The 20651-nt window shown below is 71.6% G+C and carries 14 protein-coding genes; 7 read left to right on the top strand and 7 right to left on the bottom strand.

Features of this window, described 5'->3' with window-relative positions:
* Positions 1 to 3 precede the first annotated feature (3 nt).
* Genes E9998_RS23535 through E9998_RS23520 form a run of 4 tightly spaced genes read right to left on the bottom strand, consistent with a single transcriptional unit; the run spans position 4 to position 9528 of the window.
* Entirely contained in the window at positions 4 to 1284 is a 1281-nt protein-coding gene (locus E9998_RS23535; protein WP_136532190.1) for an ABC transporter substrate-binding protein, read from the bottom strand.
* 38 nt (positions 1285 to 1322) lie between these two features.
* Positions 1323 to 3959, bottom strand: coding sequence for a beta-L-arabinofuranosidase domain-containing protein (locus E9998_RS25995; RefSeq protein ID WP_204745621.1), 2637 nt, complete (start codon positions 3957 to 3959; stop codon positions 1323 to 1325).
* Entirely contained in the window at positions 3959 to 5425 is a 1467-nt protein-coding gene (locus E9998_RS23525) for a family 43 glycosylhydrolase (protein WP_204745620.1), read from the bottom strand. Before E9998_RS23525 ends, E9998_RS25995 begins: the two co-directional genes overlap by 1 nt.
* A gap of 26 nt (positions 5426 to 5451) precedes the next feature.
* A complete protein-coding gene (locus E9998_RS23520) occupies positions 5452 to 9528 on the bottom strand; it encodes an Ig-like domain-containing protein (protein WP_136532189.1) in 4077 nt (1358 codons plus the stop codon).
* A gap of 305 nt (positions 9529 to 9833) precedes the next feature.
* Here E9998_RS23520 and E9998_RS23515 point away from each other — a divergent pair, with 305 nt between their 5' ends.
* Complete coding sequence (locus E9998_RS23515; RefSeq protein ID WP_136532188.1) at positions 9834 to 10862, top strand: LacI family DNA-binding transcriptional regulator; 1029 nt, start codon at positions 9834 to 9836, stop codon at positions 10860 to 10862.
* Between the two features lie 78 nt (positions 10863 to 10940).
* Complete coding sequence (locus E9998_RS23510) at positions 10941 to 12074, top strand: low temperature requirement protein A (protein ID WP_136532187.1); 1134 nt, start codon at positions 10941 to 10943, stop codon at positions 12072 to 12074.
* 1 nt (position 12075) lies between these two features.
* Here E9998_RS23510 and E9998_RS23505 read toward each other — a convergent pair whose 3' ends face one another.
* Complete coding sequence (locus E9998_RS23505) at positions 12076 to 12654, bottom strand: DNA-3-methyladenine glycosylase I (RefSeq protein ID WP_136532186.1); 579 nt, start codon at positions 12652 to 12654, stop codon at positions 12076 to 12078.
* Positions 12655 to 12782: 128 nt separating this feature from the next.
* On the opposite strand from E9998_RS23505, the gene E9998_RS23500 reads away from it, so the two are divergent.
* The 3 genes from E9998_RS23500 to E9998_RS23490 all read left to right on the top strand — a co-directional run bounded on the left by E9998_RS23500 (position 12783) and on the right by E9998_RS23490 (position 15373).
* Positions 12783 to 13433: a GNAT family N-acetyltransferase gene (locus tag E9998_RS23500; protein ID WP_204745619.1), complete on the top strand. Its 651-nt coding sequence runs from the start codon at positions 12783 to 12785 to the stop codon at positions 13431 to 13433.
* Positions 13434 to 13474: 41 nt separating this feature from the next.
* Positions 13475 to 14299, top strand: a complete 825-nt coding sequence (locus E9998_RS23495) for a class I SAM-dependent methyltransferase (RefSeq protein ID WP_136532185.1) — start codon at positions 13475 to 13477, stop codon at positions 14297 to 14299.
* Positions 14300 to 14395: 96 nt separating this feature from the next.
* Positions 14396 to 15373, top strand: a complete 978-nt coding sequence (locus E9998_RS23490) for an intradiol ring-cleavage dioxygenase (RefSeq protein WP_136532184.1) — start codon at positions 14396 to 14398, stop codon at positions 15371 to 15373.
* A gap of 37 nt (positions 15374 to 15410) precedes the next feature.
* Here E9998_RS23490 and E9998_RS23485 read toward each other — a convergent pair whose 3' ends face one another.
* Both E9998_RS23485 and E9998_RS23480 read right to left on the bottom strand, forming a co-directional pair.
* Entirely contained in the window at positions 15411 to 16031 is a 621-nt protein-coding gene (locus tag E9998_RS23485; protein ID WP_136532183.1) for a VOC family protein, read from the bottom strand.
* Between the two features lie 98 nt (positions 16032 to 16129).
* Positions 16130 to 16918, bottom strand: coding sequence for a TetR/AcrR family transcriptional regulator (locus E9998_RS23480; RefSeq protein WP_136532182.1), 789 nt, complete (start codon positions 16916 to 16918; stop codon positions 16130 to 16132).
* A gap of 78 nt (positions 16919 to 16996) precedes the next feature.
* Here E9998_RS23480 and E9998_RS23475 point away from each other — a divergent pair, with 78 nt between their 5' ends.
* Both E9998_RS23475 and E9998_RS23470 read left to right on the top strand, forming a co-directional pair.
* A complete protein-coding gene (locus E9998_RS23475) occupies positions 16997 to 18802 on the top strand; it encodes an ABC transporter ATP-binding protein (RefSeq protein ID WP_136532181.1) in 1806 nt (601 codons plus the stop codon).
* Positions 18803 to 18804: 2 nt separating this feature from the next.
* Positions 18805 to 20637 (top strand): ABC transporter ATP-binding protein, encoded by a 1833-nt coding sequence (locus tag E9998_RS23470; protein WP_240037733.1) that lies wholly within the window; start codon positions 18805 to 18807, stop codon positions 20635 to 20637.
* Positions 20638 to 20651: the final 14 nt, after the last annotated feature.

Below are 20651 nucleotides of genomic sequence, written 5' to 3'. Positions count from 1 at the left end.
CGTCTATCCGGCGAGGGAGGCCGTCACGTCGTCGTTCAGCGCGGCCAGGTCGGCGTTCGCGTCGCCGTAGACCGCCTCGCGGACGAGCGGGAGCCAGGGGCCCTGCGGGTCGTTGAAGGTCTGGCCGAAGTTGAGCGAGTACGGGGTGCGCCCGACCGCGACGAGGTCGTTCATGATGACCGCGTTGGGGTTCGAGGCGTAGTACTCGTTGTCGCCGAGGTCGGTGCGGGCCATGACGTCGCCGTTGGCGGCCATGAGCCCGACCTGCTGCTCCTCCTCCAGGCTCCAGCGGAGGAAGTCCCACGCCTGGTTGGGGTGCTCGGAGTTGGCGCTGATGCCGATCGAGTCGCCGCCGACGAACGTGGACTGCCCGCCGTCGATGCCCGGGATCGGGGCGACGCCGAGGTTGAGGTCCTCGGGCATGAGCCCGAGCATGGTCGAGGGCATGGGCATGACCCCGATGTTCCCTTCGGGGAAGTACGACACCCAGGTCGCGCCGGTCTCCTCGTTGTGGCCGGGGGCCACGGCGTCGTCCTCCACGAGGCCCCTGTAGGTCGCGAAGACCTCTTGGGCCTCAGGCGAGTCCAGAAGGGACTCGGTGCCGTCCTCGTTCATGACCTCCGCGCCGGAGGCCCAGATCGTGGGCCACCAGGTGAAGACGAAGCAGCCGCCGCAGTTGCCGCCGAAGAAGGTGCCGCTGACGTCCCCGCCGAGGGCGTCGACGGCGCGGGCCTGCTCGGCGAACTCGGCGAGCGTGGTCGGCGGCGCCTCGGGGTCGAGGCCCGCCTGCTCGTACAGGTCCTTGTTGTAGAACAGGACCGACAGGTCGAGGGTGTGCGGCACGAGGTACTGCCGGCCGTCGACGCTGCCGACCTCCAGGTGGGAGGGGGCGAGCGCGTCGGCGAAGTCGAGGGCCGCGATCCTGTCGGTGATGTCGAGGTAGGCCCCGGCGGTGGTGAAGTTCGGGGCGAACACCACGTCGAGGGCGAACAGGTCGGGCAGCTCCTGGTTGCCCGCGGCAGTGCCGACGCGGGTCTGGTAGTCGTCGGTGGGGATCACGGTCAGTTCGACCTGGTTCTCGTGGCTCGCGTTGTAGGCGTCCACGAGCCGCTGCGACTGGGCCTCGGTGGCCGCCCGGGTCCACATCGTCAGCGTGGTGCCGTCGTCCACGCCTTCGAGGACGACCTCCTGGTCGGCGGCGCCTCCGCCGCCGTTGCAGGCGGCCGCGACCAGTGCCGTGGCGGCGGCGAGGACCACCGCCGCTCGGCGTCTCGGGAATCTCATCGGTCTGCTCCTTCTTCGTGAGGGGTTGGGGCGGACGGCTATCGCCGCCGCCAGTAGAGGTGGTACGGGTCCTCGTCGCCGAGGTGCAGGGGTGCGAACGCGTACCCGTCCGCGGTGAAGCACAGGGGCTCGCCGGTCGGCTCGAACGCCGCTTCGAGGTCCTCGCCCACGGCGAGGTCGACCAGGCCGGTGGCGAGGTCGTCGCCGACGGGTTCGTGCTTGATCGCCAGGACCGTCGGGCCGAAGTAGACGGACTGGATCTCGGGGTCGTCCAGTGCCGCTTCGGTGTGCAGGCGCAGTGGCATCGCGATGTCGACGGTGTCGCCGTCGCGCCAGCGGCGGGAGACGGTGGCGTAGGTGCCCGGTTCGGCCTCGATGCGCTGCCTGCGGCCGTTGACGGCGACGGTGTACTCGCTCGCCCAGGAGGGCACGCGCAGGCGCAGGTCGAACCGGCCGCCGCGCCCGCTCACGGCGAGGCGGCTCGCCCCTTCGAAGGGGAGGGCGGTGGTCAGGCGGATCTCGGTGCGCCGCTCGGACCAGTCGAGGGCCGAGTCGATGTAGAGGTTGACGTACAGGCCGTCGTCGTCGGCGAAGTAGACCGACTCCTGGTGCTTGGTGTGGTTCTCCATGCCGGTGCCGCCGCAGCAGGTGCCGGTGTTGCCGTAGTCGCGCCCGCGCCCGGGCCGCACGGGCGCGAAGTAGGTGACCTCGGGGTCCTCGGTGCTGTCGGCGTCCTTGCGGGAGGCAAGGATCTGGTTGAACAGGGCCCGCTCGCAGTACTCCATGTACTTCGGGTCGCGAGTGTGGAGGAAGAGGTTCCGAGCGAGCTTGATCAGGTTGTAGACGCAGCAGGTCTCGGCGTGGTTGGGGTCGTTCGGGTACTGCCACAGGGAGGCGGCGATCGCGCCGCGGGCGCGGAATATCTCGCCGACGCCGGTGCCGCCGTGCGCGTAGGCGCGGTGCGGGATCGCCATGTCCCAGAAGTTCGCCGCCGCGGTCAGGTAGTCCTCTCCCGCGCCCTGCTCGTGCATCCGCAGGTAGCCGGTGAACTGCGGGATGTGCTGGTTGGCGTGCCTGCCGTCGAGCCGGTCCTCCCCCGCGACGGTCGCGGCCAGGAGCGCGGTGTTGTCGAACAGCCGCGCGGTGTCGAGGAACTCGGGCCGGTCGGGGTGGAGGGCGGCGAGGTTCGCGAGGGACTCGTTGACGCCGCCGTACTCGCCCGCGATGTAGATCGACCACATGCGGTCGAGGCGGTCGCGGTCGAGGACGGACAGTCGCGAGTGGATCCACTCGCCGATGCCGGTGGCGAGGTCGCGCGCGTCGGTGTTGCCGGTGAGGCGGTGGGCGTCGAGGAGCCCGGCCATGATCTTGTGCGTCGTGTAGTACGGCGCCCAGATCCCGGCGTTGCCGCCGTAGGTCGCGAACTCCTCCAGGCGCAGGAACTGCGTCTCGGGGTAGGCGGCGAGGAACCCGGGGTGGCGGCGGCCGTCGGTGGGGGCGAGGACGTGCGCGTCGCGCCCGTTCCCGGAGGCGTCGGCGCACACCGGCCCCGGGTCCTCGTCGAAGCGGTAGGCGGCGACGTCGCCGGTCGGCCCCGTGCCGGCCGCCAGGGCGGCGACCTGGTCGGCGTCCAGGGCGGTGGAGTGGACGTGGAACTCGTCGAGGTCGGCGCCGAGGTACTGGACGCTCCCCTGCGGGTACTGGCCGCGGCCGATCCAGTTCGCGGTGGTGGCGCCGAGGTCCGCCGGAGTGAGGGCGACCGGGCCGGAGGCGACGGGCGCCCCGTCGACGTACAGGGTCGCGGTGCCGCCGCCGAGGGCGACGGCCACGTGGGTCCAGGTGCCGGTCGGCAGCGGCGCGGTCGCGGTCACGCGCTGCTCCCCCGCCGCGCCGGAGGCGGTGGCGGCGAAACGCGGGTACGGGTTCGCGTTGTCGGCGCGCACCGTCAGGTGCATCTGGCGGTCGGCGTCGGCGCCGAAGGAGAAGACCTTGGCGCCGTTGGCGAGCGGCGCGGGGTCCTGGTTCGGGTCGGGCAGGCGGGTGCGGTCGACCGGTGCGAGGTTGATCCAGGCGGCGACGGTGAGTTCGGTCAGGCCGTCGAGGAGTCCACTGGGGAGGGACACGTGTTCGGCGTGGCCGAGCGGGGAACCCGTCAGGCGCAGTGCGGTGCCGGTGCGCCCGGGGACGCGCGGCGTGGGCCGGGCGGCGGCGTCCGCCAGGGCCGCGCGGCATTCGCCGAGTCCGGCCACGAGGTGGTCGGCCTTGCGGCGGTACAGGTCCTCGCCGGTGCCCGCGTGCGCCTGGGCGAGCATGGAGAGGAAGTGCCCGGAGTAGTGGCCGCGCAGGTAGCCGTTGGCGTCGTCCCAGCTGCCGGGCGGGGCGGTGCCGTCGGGATTGGGGAGCCCGGCGTTGGCGCGGAAGTTGTAGAGCATCCGGTCGGGTCCGGCGAGCTCGCCGCGGTCGGCCCCGTAGCCGCTCGCGTAGCGGAGCATCCGGTCGCGCTTCTCGGCGAAGATCCCCTCGCCGAGGGCGACCCGGTCGAGGCCGAAGGGGCGGACGTCCCAGGCGGCGGGCGCCGCCGGGGCGGCCCCCGCCGGGCCCTGGAGAAGGAACCCGGCGGGGGCCGCGGACGCCAAGGCGCCCAAGCGGAGTGCGTTGCGACGGTTGAGGCGCATCAGGCGGCTCCGGTGGTCTGGACGACCTGCTGCATGGTGCCGTCCGCGTTGAAGTGGACCGGGTCGATGGCGACCGACCGGCGGAAGTTCCCGCCGCCGGGCGCGTCGGCGGTGTGGTAGACCATCCACCACCGGCCGTCGAACTCCTCGATCGCCGGGTGGTTGGTGGTGGAGGTGACCTGGCCGAGGACGACGCCGCGGTGGGTCCACGGCCCGGCCGGGCTCGACGCGGTGGCGTACCTGATGCAGGCGTAGGCGGAGCTGGTGACGCAGCCCGAGCCGCCGTTGGAGGCGTAGGCCATGTAGTAGACGCCGTCGCGCTCGAACAGCCAGGGGGCCTCCCAGAAGTCGGTAAGGCCCGAGGGGGTCGTGACCGCGCCCGCGAGGGAGGTCATGTCCTGGTTGAGCTTCGCCATGCGCGGCTGCCAGTACGAGCCCCAGTAGAGGTAGATCTGGCCGTCGTCGTCGATGAACACGGTCGGGTCGATGTTGAGCGCCGAGGAGTTCGGGGTCGAGTCGGAGACGAGCGGGCCGCCGATGGCGTCCTCATAGGGGCCCAGCGGGTCGTCGGCGACGGCGACGCCGATGTTCATCCAGCCGTTGTCGGTCGCGCCGTCGACGGAAACGAACCAGTAGTAGCGCCCGTCGGGTCCTTCGACCACTTCGGAGGCCCAGGCGTTCGCCCCTGCCCAGTCGAAGACGTCGAGGGAGAGCCGCGCGCCGTGGTCGGTCCAGGCGGCAGGGTCGCTCTCGGGCGCGGTGGAGGAGAAGGCGTGCCACTCGTCCATGACGAACGCGTCCTGGCCCGCGGCGGCCTCGTCACGGCCGCTGAAGATGTAGAAGGTGTCGCCGACGACGAGCGTGGCCGGGTCGGCGGTGTAGATGTCGGTGACGATCGGGTTGCCCGCCTGGGAGGCCGAGCCCTCGCCCCACACCTTCCATTCGAGGACGCCGACGCTGGCGGCGCCGCTGGCGAGGACCGCCCGCACCGCCGTGGTCGTGACGGCGTCGAAAGCGGTGTGGTTGTACTGGTTCGCGTTGACGCCGTATGCGCTCGCGCCGCTCACGGGGGTCCAGACGGAACCGGCGAGGTACTCGATGCGCCAGCTCGCGGGGACGCGGACGCCGCCGGGGCCGTTGTCCGCGGAGTCGTCGAAGAAGTACAGGTCCGAAGAGGACACGGTGACGGGGCTGCTCCAGGTGAGCTGCACCCATTGGGAGCCGGTCTCGGGCCAGGTGCCCCAGCGCGGGTTCGCCGCGTCGTTGGACCGGGGCGGCTCGATCCCGTCGTTGACCGCGTTCACGGTCTCCCACGAGGAGGTGTAGGAGGCGCTGGGCGTCGCCGAGCGGGCGACGTTCGCCTGCTGCGCCTGCGCGGGGGAGGCGACGAGGAGCAGGGCTCCGGTCAGGGCCGCGGCGAGCGCGGCGGCGGTTCGTCTCATCGGTGCGGTTGCGTTGCGTTGCATGGCTTGCTCCTGGTGCCGGTGGGAGTTCAGCTTGCGGTGACGTGGACGAGGGCTTCGGCGCGCAGCACCGTGCCCGCGAGGGTGCCCTGGACGGTGAAGGTCCCGGGCGCGGCGTAGTCGGCGGGGTCGATGGGGTCCCAGGAGACGGCGGCGCCGACGTTGTCCTTGGACCCGTCGTTGTAGACGGCGGTGACGGTGGCCGGCAGTTGCGGCGCGGCCCCGGCCGCCGTGGCGACCTCCTCCGTCTCGATCGCGGTGATCTCGACCGCGTTCGTGAGTCTGACGTGGACGGTCGCCTGGGCGGGGAGGGCGAGGCCGGTGACGAGGCCCGCGACCTCCACGGCGGTGGCGGGCTCGGCCACGTCCTCGGCGGTGACCGGCCCCCAGACCACGGGCAGGTCGAGGCGGGTGCCGTCGGCGTAGACGCAGGCGACGGTGGAGGGCAGGGCGGGGACCTCGCCGACGAGCGTCGGCTGGTGGACGGCGCGGACCTGTTCGGGCGCTTCGGCGAAGACCTTCCATTCGAGGACGCCGACGCTGCCGGCGCCGCTCTGGAGGACCGCGCGGACGGCGGTGGTGGTGACGGGGTCGAAGGCGACCTCGTTGTACCGGTCGGGTTCGGTGCCGTAGGCGCCCGCAGCGTCCACGTCGGTCCACTGGTCGCCGTCGAGGTACTGGATCCTCCAGCTCGCCGGGACGCGCACGCCGCCGCCGTCGTCGAGGAAGTACAGCTCGGAGGCGTCGAGGCGGACGGGCGTGTCCCAGTCCAGGCGCACCCACTGCTCGCCGGTCTCGGGCCAGGTGCCCCAGCGGGGGTTGTTCCCGTCGTTGGAGCGCGGCGGTTCGATGCCGTCGTTGATCGCGGTGGTGTTCTCCCACGGGGAGGTGTACGAGGCGGTGGGTTCGGCGAAGAGCGCGGCGTTGGTCCGGTCGTCGGGCGCCTCCACGACGACTTCCACTGTGGAGGTGCTCGTGGCGTCGCCGTCGCCCGGGGTCAGGCGCAGCGTGTACGCGCCCGCCTCGGTGAAGGTGGCGACGGTGCTGGAGGCGCCGGCGTCGGCGAAGACGACCGTGCCGGGCCCGTCCACGACTTCCCATGCGGCGCTGAGGCTTCCGGACAGCGGCAGCCCGTCGTCCTTCACGGTGCCGGTGAGCAGCGCCTGCATCGGCTGGCGGAAGGCGAGGTCCTGCCGGGCGAGCGCGTACGGGGCGGTGTTGGCGGGCGGGTCGGCGCCCTCGCCGGTGTGGAAGACCTGGACCTCCTTGAGGCCGGTCGCGTGGCCGTCCTGGTGGTCGAGCAGGATGCGGACCCGGTCGGTGGACACCTCGGGGAACTGCACCAGGTTGTAGTTGGCGCGCGGCACGGCGGGGGTCTTGACCTGGTCCTCGACGGTGACCCAGTCGGTGCCGTCGTGGTACTGGACCTGGTAGACCGAGGGTTCGGCGAGGCCGCCCGCGGTGCGGTCGCGGTAGAAGTAGAGGCGGACCTCGTCGACCTCGCGCTGGGAGCCGAGGTCCACTTCGTACCAGTCGGCGCCGCTGGTCGTGCCCTCGCTGGACCAGTAGGGGGCGTTGATGGTCGTGCCGTCCACGGCCCCGGCGGTGCCGGAGCCCTCGGCGGTGAAGGAGGCGCTGGTGTCGCGGCCTTCGGCGAGGTTCTCGGCGTCGCCGTAGAGGTCGGCGCCGGCCTTGGCGAAGACGTCGGCGACGCGGCCGTCGAGGGCGACGTCCTCGGGGGCGGCGAGGTCCTTCATCTTGCGCTTGTAGAGGGTGCGGCCGTCGTCGGTGCGGACCTTGCCGGTGTCGGGGTCCCAGACGGTGGCGGTGAGGCTGTCGACGGTGAAGGCGCGCTGCCCGTCGAGGTACACGGAGTAGCCCTCGGGGACGCCGGGGTAGTGGACGGTGCCGTCGCCGGGCTCGTCCCACACGATGGTGAGGTCGGCGTCGCGGTAGCGCAGGTCGGTGACGGTGAAGTGGTCCCAGCCGATGTCGATCGGGGAGAGCTCGATCTTGTCGTCGGTGCGGGGGCGCAGCCCGGCCACGTCCTCCACGTAGGTCCAGATGCTGGAGCCGAGGGTGGTGTGGTGGATCCAGGAGCGGTAGTCGATCTCCTCGCCGTCCCAGTCGGCCCAGAACTCGTTGGAGTCGGGCCAGGCGGTGTCGCCGCCGATGAAGGTGGACCAGGCGTTCCAGTACAGGAGCTTCTTGTAGTCCTCGGCGGTGACGGCGTCCTGGTCGTAGTCGCGCAGGACCGAGGAGAAGAGCCGGAACTGGACGGTGGAGTTGATCTGGGAGAAGTTGTTGGAGCCGGGGTTCCCGGCGTCGGCGGCCTCGGCCTTGTCGGCCTGGTTGGCGGTGTAGAAGGGGAAGACGGGGTACTCGTCGGGGTCGGCGAGGAGGCGGAGCGCGTCGGTGTAGGGCGCCTCGTCGGGGACGGCGCCGACGGCGAACGGGTAGTAGTTGTTGATCTCCTTCCACGGGACGTGGTCGCCGGATTCGACGTGGACGTGCTCGAACAGCTCGGTCTCGGGGTTCCACAGGACGTCGGTGATCGCGCCCTGGATGTTCGCGGCGAGGTCGCGCATCTCGTCGGCCTTGGCGCCGTTCCCGGCGAGCTCGTAGGCCTCGGCGGCGGCGAGGGCGCCGGAGTACTGGTAGGCGGATTCGGCGCGGTCGAGGGCGCCGTCCCTCCAGTGGAAGGAGACGGCGTCGGCGTCGTTGCCGGTCATCGCGCCCCAGTCGTACTCGATGAGGTGGTTGCCGTTGGAGTCGAAGGTCTCCAGCTGGCCCTCGACGTCGCCTTCGGCGTAGCGGGCGAGGTTCTCGGCGATCGCGGTGGGTCCACCGTGGATCTGGTAGGAGCGCCAGGCGGCCTCGGCGATGTACTGGGTGTAGGAGTTCGACCAGTTCTCGGGGTCGCCGGGGTTGTCCATGAAGCGCCCGCCCTCGGAGGACTCGCCGGTGGAGACCCAGGGGCCGTAGGAGTACGCGGGGTCGCGCAGGTACTTGAGGTCGTCGATGAACATCGGGACGGTGAGCGCGATGGCGTTGTTGTAGCCGGTGACGCCCTCGATGGAGGTCGGGAACTGGAAGTCGTTGCCCGGGATGTCGGCGTCGAGGTAGTTGTAGCGCATCAGCCACCAGCGGTAGTAGATGAACTTCTTGTGCGCCTCGTCGGGGACGTCGAAGTAGGGCAGGTTGTCGGCCCACCACTGGTTGTAGGTGCGCACGTGGGCGGCGAAGGCGTCGGCGGGGGCGGCGTCGCGGTAGGCCTCGTAGTCGCTCGCGGAGGCGGGGATCTCGTCGGTGATCATGCCGAGCTGGACTTTGAAGGTGGCCGATTCGCCTTGGGCGAGTTCGAGGGTGCCGGTGAGGGCCCCGTCCTCAGGGGCGAGGCCGGTGCCGGAGAGGCGGGGGAAGACGGTGGTGAGGCGCTCGCCGCGGGAGTTCTGGACGTCGAGGACGCCGGTGAGCTCGGCGCCGTCGGCGGTCTGCGCGAAGTCGGACTCGACGCGCAGGGGCACCGAGGCGTCGGCGCCGTCGTTGGTCACGGTGACGTTGGCGACGGCGACGTTGTTGTCGGTGATGAACTTCTCGACCTCGGCGGTGAGGGTGCCGTTGCCGTGGACGCTGGTCCAGTGGCTGGGGGTCTGGCGGCGCCGGTCGACGTCCTCTTCGAAGCCGCCCTCGCCGATCGCGATCGTGAAGCCGTCGGTGTTGGAGGCGCGGTCGAAGTAGGGGTCGTAGTAGGCGAGCTGGCCGCCGAAGCCGATGACCTCGGGGTCGTGGACGCGCATGAGCAGCGCCCTGCCGCGGGTCATGAGCCACTGGTCGCCGGCGGGGTCGGCCCCTTCGCGGGCGAGGAGGCGGTCCATCCAGTAGTCGGTACCGTCGGACTCGGCGTCGAACATCGCGGGCATCATGCCGTGCGTGGTGTAGGGCGCGGGTTCGTCGGGGACGGCGTCGCCGCCGGTGAACTCGGGGTAGCCGATGGTCTGCTGCGCGGCGGCGGTGCCGGGCGCGCCGGTGACGAGCAGACCCGCGGTCAGGGCCGCGACGGCGGCCGTGGCGAGGAGTCGGGTGGCCGGGGGGCGGTGCTTCATTGCGGTGCCTCCGATGGGGTGGCTCGGGACTGTCGGGTGGGGCCGGAGTTCCGAAAGCGACCGAAAACCTTTTCGGTTCGTTCGTCGCCCACGATGTTAAGGCTCTCATCCGCGAGGTGTCAATGCATTGACAAGCATGAATCCTAGAGTGCACGCTTGAGCTGGACTTCCGTCGCACGAAAGCCGGTGCTGCGGCGTTTCGGCTGGTCGGCTACAGTCGAACGGTCCCATCGGAAACGCCGCGGCGAAACCGACGGGCGGCACGGTCCGCAATCACGGACGCAAGGACGACGAAGGAGGACGAGGTGGCCCGCAACCCGGCCCCGCGCGGCACCCGCGCCGCCACACTGTCCGATGTGGCCCGACTGGCGGGCGTCTCCGTCGCCACCGCCTCCAAGGCCCTCAACGGCCGCAACCACGTGCACGCCCAGACCCGCGAACGCGTGCTCCAGGCCGCCGCGCAGCTCTCCTTCTCCCCCAACTCCCTCGCGCGCGGCCTCCTCGCCGGGCGCACCGGCACCGTCGGCCTCCTCACCTCGGACCTGGTGGGCCGCTTCAGCCTCCCGATCCTCATGGGCGCCGAGGACGCCTTCGGCGCCGGCCAGGTCTCGGTGTTCCTGTGCGACGCCCGCGGCGACGCCATCCGCGAACGCCACCACGTCCGGGCCCTCCTGTCGCGCCGCGTGGACGGCCTCATCGTCGTCGGCTCCTCCACCGACCCCCGCCCGCCCCTGGCCGACTCGGTCGACGTGCCGGTCATCTACGCGTACGCGCCCTCCGAAGCCCCCGACGACCTCTCGATCGTGCCCGACAACGTGGGCGCGGGCCGCATGGCCGTGGAGCACCTCATCGCCTGCGGGCGCACCAGGATCGCCCACATCAGCGGCGACCGGCACTACAGCGCCGCCCGCGACCGCGTCACCGGCGCCCTCGCCGCCCTGGAGGAGGCCGGCATCCCGCTCGTCGGCGAGGTCGCCTACGGCACTTGGGAAGAGGGCTGGGGACGCGCCGCCGCAGGAATGCTCCTGGACCGGCGCCCCGATGTGGACGCCGTCCTGTGCGGCTCCGACCAGGTCGCCCGCGGCGTCCTCGACACGCTGCGCGAACGCGGCCGCCGCGTCCCCGAGGACGTCGCCGTCATGGGCTTCGACAACTGGGAGGTCATGACCACCGGCGCCCGGCCGCGCCTGACCAGCGTCGACATGAACCTCGAAGAACTCGGCCGCGCCGCCGCCCGCACCCTCTTCGAGGCCCTCGACGCCGACCACGCCAAGGGCACCCGCACCGTCCAATGCCGAGTCGTCGTGCGCGGCTCCACCGCCCCCGACGCTTAGGGGCTTGTAAACACCCCCTAGACGCCCCCGCAAGGCCTTCCCGCGGTCCGCGATGCGGGAGGGGTAGGTTCTCCGTTCGTGACCGAGCAGATGACCTCCGACCGCCACGCGACCTGGCTCGAACTGTTCTTCGACCTCGTGGTCGTCGCCGCCGTCGCCCAGCTGACGCACCTCCTGGTGCACCCGAGCGGCCTCCACCTCGCGGCGTTCTTCACGCTGTACACGGCGGTCTGGCTCATATGGACCTCGTTCACCGTCTACGCCAACGTCGCCTCCGAGCGCACCCGCACGCGCACGATGCTGCTGGGGATGCTCGGCCTCGCCGCGATGGCCGCCTCCGTCCCCGAGGCCACCGGCGCGCACGCCGCCGTCTTCGCCGGCGCCTACCTCTACACCAGCGGCGTGGCCTCCCAGAGCCTCAACCGGACCGGCCGGATCGTCCTGGGCTGGTCGGCGGTGCAGCGCAACGCCGGGCTGGTGCCGTGGATCGCGGCCTTCTGGGTCGAGGACCCGCGGTTCAAGCTCGCCCTGTGGGCGCTCGGCGTGGCGATGACGCTCGCCGCGGCCATGGTCGAACGCTCCGGACCGGAGCTGGTCGAGGCCTACCAGGAGCGGTTCGAACGCCGCGGCGGGCGCGGCGGGCGGCCCGTCCCGAGACTCGAAGCCTGGGAGCCGCAGGCCTCGCACCTGGGCGAACGCCTCGGACTGTTCGTGATCATCGTCCTCGGCGAGGCGATGCTCCAGCTCGTCACCGCCATGGCCGAGGTCGCCTGGGGCCGGCACCAGGTCGCCGTGGGCCTCACCGGTTTCGGCCTCCTCATCGGACTGTGGTGGCTCAACTTCCGGTTCGGCTTCGACGAGGAGAACACCGCCGCGCCGCGCTTCCTCCTCGCCGCCCACCTCGCGGTGGTCGTCTCGGTCACCCTCATCGCGTTCGGCCTCGGCAAGGCGGCCGAGCACGCCGCCGACCCGCTCCCCGACCTCGACCGCTGGCTGCTGTGCGCCGCGCTGGCGCTGTGCCTGCTGCTGTGCGCCCTGTCGAACCGGCGCTGGTGGGGCGCCGCCGCGTCGGTGGCGGCGCTGGCGCTCGCGCTCTTCGGCGCCGCCGTCCCCGCCTCGGCGGTCGTGGTGGCGCTGGCCGCGGCCACCGGGCTGTTCGTGGCCTACTTCGGGCGGCGCGAAGCGGCGCCGGACAGGCCCTCCGCAGCCTGAGTCAGGGCCGCCCGGGGACGTGGCAGTCGGCGAGGTGGTCGTCCACCATGCCGATGGCCTGCATCATCGCATACGCGGTGGTCGGGCCCACGAACTTGAAGCCGCGCTTCTTCAGGGCCTTCGCCAGCGCCTTGGACTCCTCGGTCACCGCCGCCACGTCGGCGATCGCGGCCGGGCGCGGGCGCGGTTCGGGCGCGAAGGACCAGACGAGGTCGCCGAGGCCGCCGTCGAGTTCCCTGGCGGCCTTGGCGTTCGCGATGGTGGCGGCGATCTTGGCGCGGTTGCGCACGATCCCGGCGTCGGTCAGGAGCCGTTCGGCGTCGGCGTCGGTGTAGGCGGCGACGGCGGGGATCGAGAAGTCGGCGAAGGCCTTGCGGAAGGCCTCGCGCTTGCGCAGGATCACCAGCCACGACAGGCCGGACTGGAAGGCCTCCAGGCTGATGCGCTCGAACAGGGCGTCGTCGTCGCCGCGCAGGGGCCGGCCCCACTCGGTGTCGTGGTACTCGCGGTAGACCTCGGGCTCGGCGCCCCAGGGGCATCGCGCCAGGCCGTCCTCGGCCGACGTCACGGCATCGCTCATCGGTGTCCCTCCTCGCCGACGCGAGCGTACCCGCCGGGTCCGACACCGGGGCGCGGGAATGTCGGCACCTTAATGCAAGATGGTTGCAATAGACGCTCACGTGTCCCGCCGCTTCGAAGGAGCACCCGTTGACCGCACCGACCGGACACGCCGTCCCCGACCTCGTCATGGCCTGGGGCCGGGGCCGGGCCCACTCGCGGACCACCGCGCCGCCCGAGCCGGTCGAGGGCGGCTTCCGAGTCGCGGTCGGCCCGCCGAGCGAGGAGGTCCGCGAGGTCTTCCACACCTACACGCCCGCATCGCTCGCCGAGGCCGCCGCGCGCCTCGACCGGCCCGGCAACCAGGTCATGATCGCCGGGCCCTCCGCACTCCTCGCCTCCCTGGTCCCCCCGGGCTGGACGATGGACGAGGGCGGCCACCTCATGACCACCGCGTTCGCGCCCGCCCGCTACGCCGTCCCCGGCGGCTACCGCCTCGCCGTCGAGACCGAGGGGCCGCTCACCGTGGCCCGCGCCTTCCACGCCAACGGCGACCTCGCCGCCTCCGCCAGGCTCGGCCGCGACGGCGACTTCGGCGTCTTCGACAAGGTCGTCACCGCCCCCGCCCACCAGCGCCGCGGCCTCGGCTCCACCGCCATGCGCGCGCTCGGCGCCGCCGCCCTCGCCCAAGGCATGAAGTTCGGCCTCCTCGTCGCCTCCGACGAGGGCCGCGCCCTCTACGAGCACCTCGGCTGGACCTTCGTCTCCGACTTCCCCGGGGCCCGCAGCAAACCAGCGTAAATCGCTTGCCGCTCATGCGGCCCGCTGCGAGAGTGGGCCGCATGAGCACCGCAACCGGACCCGACTGGCGCGACTCCAACCGGGCGATGTGGGACGAACGCGTCCCCATCCACGCCGCCAGCGCCTACTACGACCACGAGGCCTTCCTCGCCGGGAAGGACACCGCCGCGGGGTTCCAGGCCGACGAGGTCGGCGACGTGACCGGCAAGCGCCTCGTGCACCTCCAGTGCCACATGGGCCAGGACACGCTGTCGTGGGCGCGGCGCGGGGCCGCCCGCGTCGTCGGGCTCGACTTCTCGGCGCCCGCGGTCGAGGTCGCCCGGGACCTCGCCGGGAAGCTCGGCTTCGGCCCCGAGCGGGCCGCGTTCGTCGCCGCCGACGTCTACGACGCCCGCGAGGCGCTCGGCGGGGAGACCTTCGACATCGTCTACACCGGCATCGGCGCGCTGTGCTGGCTGCCCGACATCGAACGCTGGGCCGAGGTCGCGGCCTCGCTCGTCGCGCCCGGGGGCTTCCTGTACCTCGCCGAGTTCCATCCGCTGGGCAACGTCCTGGACTGGGACACCGGCACCCGCTTCGAACGCGACTACCTCGGCCGCGAGCCCTTCGTCACCGACGCGCCGGGCACCTACGTCGACTTCGGCGCCGCGACCGAGCACAACCTCAGCTACGAGTGGAACCACCCGCTCGGCGCCGTGGTCTCGGCGCTGGCCGCGAACGGCCTGCGCATCGAGTTCCTGCACGAGTTCGACTGGACCCTGTTCCAGCAGTTCGGCACCCTCCAACGCGACGGCGGGGCCCACCGGCAGCCGGAGGGCACGCCGAAGGCGCCGCTCATGTACTCCCTGAAGGCCTCGCGCGCCTGAGGCTGGAGTTTCCGATGTTCCTCTGAGTGTGCTCCCAGACCGGCCGGGGCTTTCGCCCGAATAATCGGGTGGACGAACAGCCGAGAGGGGAACACGGTGAGGACGAAGCACCGGAAGGCGCGGACCTACGAGGGCCGCCCGTACGCGAAGCCGGACGAGGAACTGGTCGACCAGGGCCTGCAATTCGACATCGGGACGCTGCTGAGCCGGCGCGGCGTGCTCTTCGCCGGCGCCGGGGCGGCCGTCGCGGGCCTCGCGGCCTGCGGGAACGGCGAGGGCACGGAGGCCGAGACGACCGCCGCCTCCGGCGACCTCGCCGAGATCCCCGAGGAGACCGCCGGGCCCTACCCCGGCGACGGCTCCAACGGCGTGAACGTCCTGGAGGAGAGCGGCGTCGTGCGCTCCGACATCCGCTCCAGCTTCGGCACCGGCTCGGCCACGGCCGAGGGCGTCCCGATGACGCTCGAGCTGACCGTGCACGACCTGGCGAACGGCAACGCCCGATTCGAGGGCGTCGCCGTCTACGTGTGGCACTGCGACCGCGACGGCGCCTACTCCATGTACGCCGAGGGCCTTGAGGACGAGAACTACCTGCGCGGCGTGCAGATCGCCGACGCCGACGGGGTCGTGACGTTCACTAGCGTCTTCCCGGCCTGCTACTCCGGGCGCTGGCCGCACATCCACTTCGAGGTCTACCCCGACGAGGCCTCGATCACCGACAGCGCCAACGCGATCGCGACCTCGCAGGTGGCGCTCCCCGAAGACGTGTGCGACACGGTCTACGCCGAGAGCGGCTACGAGCAGTCGACGGAGAACCTCGCGCAGGTGTCGCTGGACGCCGACAACGTCTTCAGCGACGACGGCGGGGAGTCTCAGCTCGCGACGGTGACCGGCGACGTGGCGGGCGGCTACACGGTCGCTCTGGCGGTCGGCGTCGACACCGGCACGGAGGCCGGCGGCGGCGGTGCGGCGCCGTCAGGTGACGGCGAGGGCGGCGGTCCCGGCGGCGGCGGGGAGATGCCTTCGGGCGAGCCGCCGTCGGACATGGAACCGCCCGGCGGTACGGACGGCTGAGCGCCCGCAAACGCAGCACGACTCGGTGCGTTGTGACTCAGTGCAGAACGACCAGGCCGTGCTCCCCGAAGAGCGTGGCGGCGAGTGAAGGACGGTTGCCGGCCTTCAACGGCAGTTTGGCGCCGAGGGCGTCGAGGGGCCCTTCGACCAGACCCGGTTCGGGATGGACCGCTTCGAGGCCCACGAGGGGCACGACCGGCAGGCCCGCGGACGGGTGCGGGGTGCGGCCCCAGTCGATGAGGAACGGGACGAGGCCGGAGTGGCCGCGGTTGCGGTCGAGGGTGAGCCGCCAGGAGAGGCGCTCGCCGTCGGGGGTCTGGCGGGACATGTCCCAGGGCTCGCCCGGGTCGTGGCCCGCCTCGCGGGCGGCGGCGACCGCGGCGTCGACGTCCTCGACCCTGATCGCCCAGGTCGTCAGGCGGGCCTCGTCGAGGCCGTCGATCCCGAACGGCCGCGGCCCCTGCGGGGCCGCCTGCTCCGGGTCGGGTCCGACGATTTCGAGGTACGCGCCGTCGCCGATGCCCAGCAGTTGGTTCCGGGTGCCGAGTCCGAGGTGGACGCCGCCGGGGACCGGCGCGGTCCCTGTGAGGCGGGCGACCTCGGCGACGGTGCCGGCCAGATCGGGCGTGGCGAGGACGAGGTGGTCGAGTGAGGACATGGTCGCATCTTAGTCACGCTGCGCCACAGTCGTAACGGCCGTACCGCGCGCACCGGGTACCACGGTGCGGCCGGAAGCGGACGGTGCGGCAGTTCCGTTCAGCGCGGCCGCTCGGACAGCACTTCGAGGATCTCGTTAGCCGGTTCGGCGAGCACCCGCTCGGCCGCTTCGCGCGCTTCGGTCTCGCCCGGGGCGTAGTCGACGCGGCACCCGTCGGGCCCGAAGGCCGAGTCGCCGGGGGGCGGATCGCCTTCGCGGCGCATGAGGTCGCCGATGCCGTTCTCCAGCAGGCCGAACGCGTACTCGGCGGCGGCGACGGCGACGCGGTGGACCTGCTCGATGGGTTCGCCTTCGAGGATGCGCTGCACGTTGACGCCGATGAGGATGTGCTCGGTGTGCAGCAACTGGGAGGAGACGAGGTTCGCCGTCAGCGCCGAGTTGCCCTCCTCCACGAGGACGGCGGCGAGTTCGAGGGCGGACTGGCGCCGGTAGGTCATGGCGCTGACCATGAGGGTCGGGGTGGCCATGAGGAGTCGCTGGACCTGGAGGAACAGGGGCCTGTCGCTCAGACCGGTCTGGGGCGCGCGTCGCTCCAGCAGGCCGAGGTAGTGCTCGCGCAGTGCCGCGTGCGGCGTCTGCCCGCGGCGGCGCTCGCGCACGACCCGGGCCGCGTCGCCGGTGTGGTGCTTCATACCCCCGATGACCAGGTCTTCCTTGGTCGGGAAGTAGTTGAAGACGGTGGCCTTCGAGACCTCGGCCGCCGCCGCCACCTCCGCGACCGACACGTTGTCGTAGCCGCGCTCGGTGAACAGCTCCAAGGCGGTCGCCTTCAGCAGTTCCCAGGTCGCGTTCTTCTTCCGCTCGCGCAGGCCCGTTCGTTGCTCCACACTTTCAGTGTACCAGATCAAAATATGAGTCGGGAAAAAACTTGTACCCGGTAAAATTCTACTGCTATGCTCGCCGACATGACAGGAAACCCACCCGCTCCCCCGGCCCGCAAGGGCGACGACGCCGCGGAGGAGGCGGCACCGGAGGCGTCCATCCTCCGGCTCATCGTCGAGTACCTCCGACCCCACCGCAGGCCGCTCCTCCTCGCGATCGCCTTCCAGATCGTCCAGACCCTCGCATCGCTGTACGTGCCCACGCTCAACGCCGACCTCATCAACAACGGCGTCGCGTCCGGCGACACCTCGTACGTCCTGCGCCACGGCGGCTTCATGCTCGCCGTCACCGTCGTCCAGCTCACCGCCGCGGCCCTCGGCGTCTACTTCGGCGCCCGCGCCGCCATGGGCCTCGGCCGCGACCTCCGCGCCGACCTCTTCTCGCAGGTGCAGCGGTTCTCCGCCGCCGAGATGGAGCGCTTCGGCGCGCCCTCGCTCATCACCCGCTCCACCAACGACGTCACGCAGATCGTCACCATGCTCACCATGGCGCTCATGCTGTTCCTGACCGCGCCGATCATCGCGATCGGCGGCCTCGCCATGGCTCTCACCCTCGACGTGCCGATGACCGGCGTGCTCCTGGCCTCGATCCCCGTCATATCCGTCGCCATCTACTTCATCGTCGTCTCGATGGTCCCCGCCAGCCGCGTCATGCAGCGGTGCATCGACGGCATCAACAAGGTCATGCGCGAGCACATCACCGGCATCCGCGTCATCCGCGCCTTCGTCCGCGACGACCACGAGCAGCACCGCTTCGCCGAGGCCAACGCCGAACTCACCGACGCCTCGCTGCGCGTCGGCCGCGTCCAGGCGTTCTTCGGCGCCACCGCGATGGTCTTCGGCAACCTCACCTCGATCGCCGTCGTCTGGATCGGCGCCGGCCGGATCGCCGACGGCACCATGCAGATCGGCGACCTCATCGCCTTCCTCACCTACGCCGTCCTCATCCTCGGCTCCGTCATGATGTCCATGGGCGTGTTCATGATGGCCCCGCGCGCGAAGGTCGCCGCCGGGCGCATCCGCGAAGTCCTCGACACCGAGCCCACCATCGCCGACCCGGCCGACGCCGTGAGGGACCTGCCCGGACCGGGGAACCTCGACCTCGAAGGCGTCACCTTCCGGTACGCCGGCGCCGAGGAGGCCGTCCTGCGCGGCGTCGACCTCGTCGCCAGGCCCGGCCAGACCACCGCCGTCATCGGCTCCACCGGCGCCGGCAAGACCACCCTGCTCAACCTCGTCCCGCGCCTGTTCGACGTCGACGCCGGGACCATCCGCGTCGACGGCGTCGACGTCCGCGACATGGACCGGGCCCTCATCGCCCGCACCATCGGCCTGGTCCCCCAGCGCGCCTACCTGTTCTCCGGCACCATCGCCTCGAACCTGCGCTACGGCAACCCCGACGCCGACGACGACGCGCTGTGGCGCGCCCTGACCACGGCGCAGGCCGCAGACTTCGTGCGCGCCATGCCCGACGGCCTCGACACCGTCATCGGCCAGGGCGGCAGCACCGTCTCCGGCGGCCAGCGCCAGCGCCTCGCCATCGCGCGCACGCTCGTGGCGAACCCGCGCGTCTACCTGTTCGACGACTCCTTCTCGGCCCTGGACACCGCCACCGACGCGGCCCTGCGGGCCGCGCTCGCGGTCGACATCGCCGACGCGGCGCAGGTGATCGTGGCCCAGCGGGTCTCGACCATCCGCGACGCCGACCGGATCGTCGTCCTGGAGGCGGGCCGCGTGGTCGGCACGGGCACCCACGAGGAGCTGCTGGAGTCCAATCCCGTGTACGCCGAGATCGTCAATTCCCAGCTCACCCTTCAGGAGGCACTGTGACCATGCGCGGACCGGGCATGGGCGGCGGCCCTGTCCTGAAGAAGGCCGACGACTTCCGCGGCACCGTGCGCCGCATCGTCGCGCTCCTGCGCCGCGACCGGCTCCGTCTCGCCTCGGTGCTCGGCTTCGGCGTCCTCATGGTCCTGGGGATGCTCGCCGTCCCGACAGTCCTGGGGCGGGCCACCGACCTCGTCATCGACGGCACCGCGGGCGGCGGTGTGGACTTCGGCGGACTGGCCCTGATCCTGGGGCTCGCGGTGGCGATCACGCTGGTCACCTTCGCGATCACGGTCTCCAACGGCCGCACCATCGCGAAGCTGGCGCAGACGATGGCGTTCGACCTCCGCGAGGAGGCGGACCGGAAGCTCGCCTCGCTCCCGCTGTCCTATTTCGACTCGCGCCCGCGCGGCGAGGTGCTCTCGCGGGTGACCAACGACATCGACAACCTGACGCAGACCGTGGGTCAGGTGACGCAGCGCGTCGTGCAGGGCGTGCTGTTCCTCATCGGCGTGCCGATCATGATGCTCACGATCTCGCCGCTGCTGACGCTGGTGGTGGTGCTGACGCTGCCGCTGACGGTGCTGGCGGCGCGGGTCATCGGCAAGCGGAGCCAGCCGCGGTTCGCGCGGCAGTGGGCGACGACGGGGAAGCTGAACGGGCACGTCGAGGAGATGATCACCGGGCACCAGTTGGTGACGCTGTTCGGCCGCCGCGCCGAGGGCGCGGCGGTGTTCGAGCGGTACAACGGCGACCTGTACGAGAACTCGGTCCGGGCCCAGTGGGTCTCGGCGCTGCTGGGGCCGACGATGGCGTTCCTGGGGCTGGTGACCTACGTGCTCGTCGCGGTGGTCGGCGGGCTCCAGGTGGCGGCCGGGGTGCTGTCCTTCGGGCAGATCCAGGCGTTCATCCAGTACACCGGGCAGTTCTCCAACCCGCTGAACATGCTGGCGGCCCTGTTCGGGCAGGTCCAGTCGGCGGTCGCCTCGGGCGAGCGGGTCTTCGAGTTCCTCGACGCCGAGGAGCAGTCCCCCGAGCCCGCGGTGGCCGACGCGGCGGCGCTGGAGTCGGTGCGCGGGCGGGTCGCCTTCGAGGACGTGTCGTTCCGCTACCTGGAGGACGAGCCGCTCATCGAGCACCTGTGGCTGACGGCCGAGCCGGGCCAGACCGTGGCGATCGTGGGGCCGACCGGCGCGGGCAAGACCACGCTGGTGAACCTGTTGATGCGCTTCTACGACCTGGACGCGGGCCGGATCACCGTGGACGGCGTCGACGTGTCCGAGGTGGAGCGCGAGCGCCTGCGGCGCCGGATCGGCATGGTCCTCCAGGACACGTGGCTGTTCGACGGCACCATCGCCGAGAACATCGCCTACGGCAGGCCCGACGCGACCCGCGAGGAGGTCGTGGCGGCGGCCGACGCCGCGCACGCCGACCACTTCATCCGGACCCTGCCGGACGGCTACGACACGGTCGTGGGGGCCGAGGAGGGGAGCCTGAGCGCGGGCGAGCGCCAGTTGGTGACGATCGCCCGGGCGTTCCTCATCGATCCGTCGATCCTGATCCTGGACGAGGCCACGAGCTCGGTGGACACCCGTACCGAGATGCTCGTGCAGCAGGGCATGGTCGCGCTGCGCCAGGGCCGCACGAGTTTCGTGATCGCGCACCGGCTCTCGACCATCAGGGACGCCGACGTGATCGTGGTGATGGAGCACGGCCAGGTGATCGAGCAGGGCGAGCACGAGGTCCTCTTGAAGTCGGGCGGCGCCTACGCGCGGCTGTACGAGGCCCAGTTCGCGAGGCCCGCGGTCGAGGAGGAGGAGCCGGCGGGCCGCGCCTGAGCGACCGTTTCGAA

It is taken from the genome of Glycomyces paridis (genome assembly GCF_004912155.1).
Classification (GTDB): Bacteria; Actinomycetota; Actinomycetes; order Mycobacteriales; family Micromonosporaceae; genus Glycomyces; species Glycomyces paridis.
The sequence above is the reverse complement of the archived record's forward strand: the minus strand, read 5'-3'. Positions and strand labels throughout refer to the sequence as shown.

Coding starts and splice junctions, on each gene's coding strand:
- E9998_RS23535 (WP_136532190.1), bottom strand. CDS start 1,284: ATGAGATTCCCGAGACGCCGAGCGGCGGTGGTCCTCGCCGCCGCCACG.
- E9998_RS25995 (WP_204745621.1), bottom strand. CDS start 3,959: ATGCGCCTCAACCGTCGCAACGCACTCCGCTTGGGCGCCTTGGCGTCC.
- E9998_RS23525 (WP_204745620.1), bottom strand. CDS start 5,425: ATGCAACGCAACGCAACCGCACCGATGAGACGAACCGCCGCCGCGCTC.
- E9998_RS23520 (WP_136532189.1), bottom strand. CDS start 9,528: ATGAAGCACCGCCCCCCGGCCACCCGACTCCTCGCCACGGCCGCCGTC.
- E9998_RS23505 (WP_136532186.1), bottom strand. CDS start 12,654: ATGAGCGATGCCGTGACGTCGGCCGAGGACGGCCTGGCGCGATGCCCC.
- E9998_RS23495 (WP_136532185.1), top strand. CDS start 13,475: ATGAGCACCGCAACCGGACCCGACTGGCGCGACTCCAACCGGGCGATG.
- E9998_RS23485 (WP_136532183.1), bottom strand. CDS start 16,031: ATGTCCTCACTCGACCACCTCGTCCTCGCCACGCCCGATCTGGCCGGC.
- E9998_RS23475 (WP_136532181.1), top strand. CDS start 16,997: ATGACAGGAAACCCACCCGCTCCCCCGGCCCGCAAGGGCGACGACGCC.
- E9998_RS23470 (WP_240037733.1), top strand. CDS start 18,805: ATGCGCGGACCGGGCATGGGCGGCGGCCCTGTCCTGAAGAAGGCCGAC.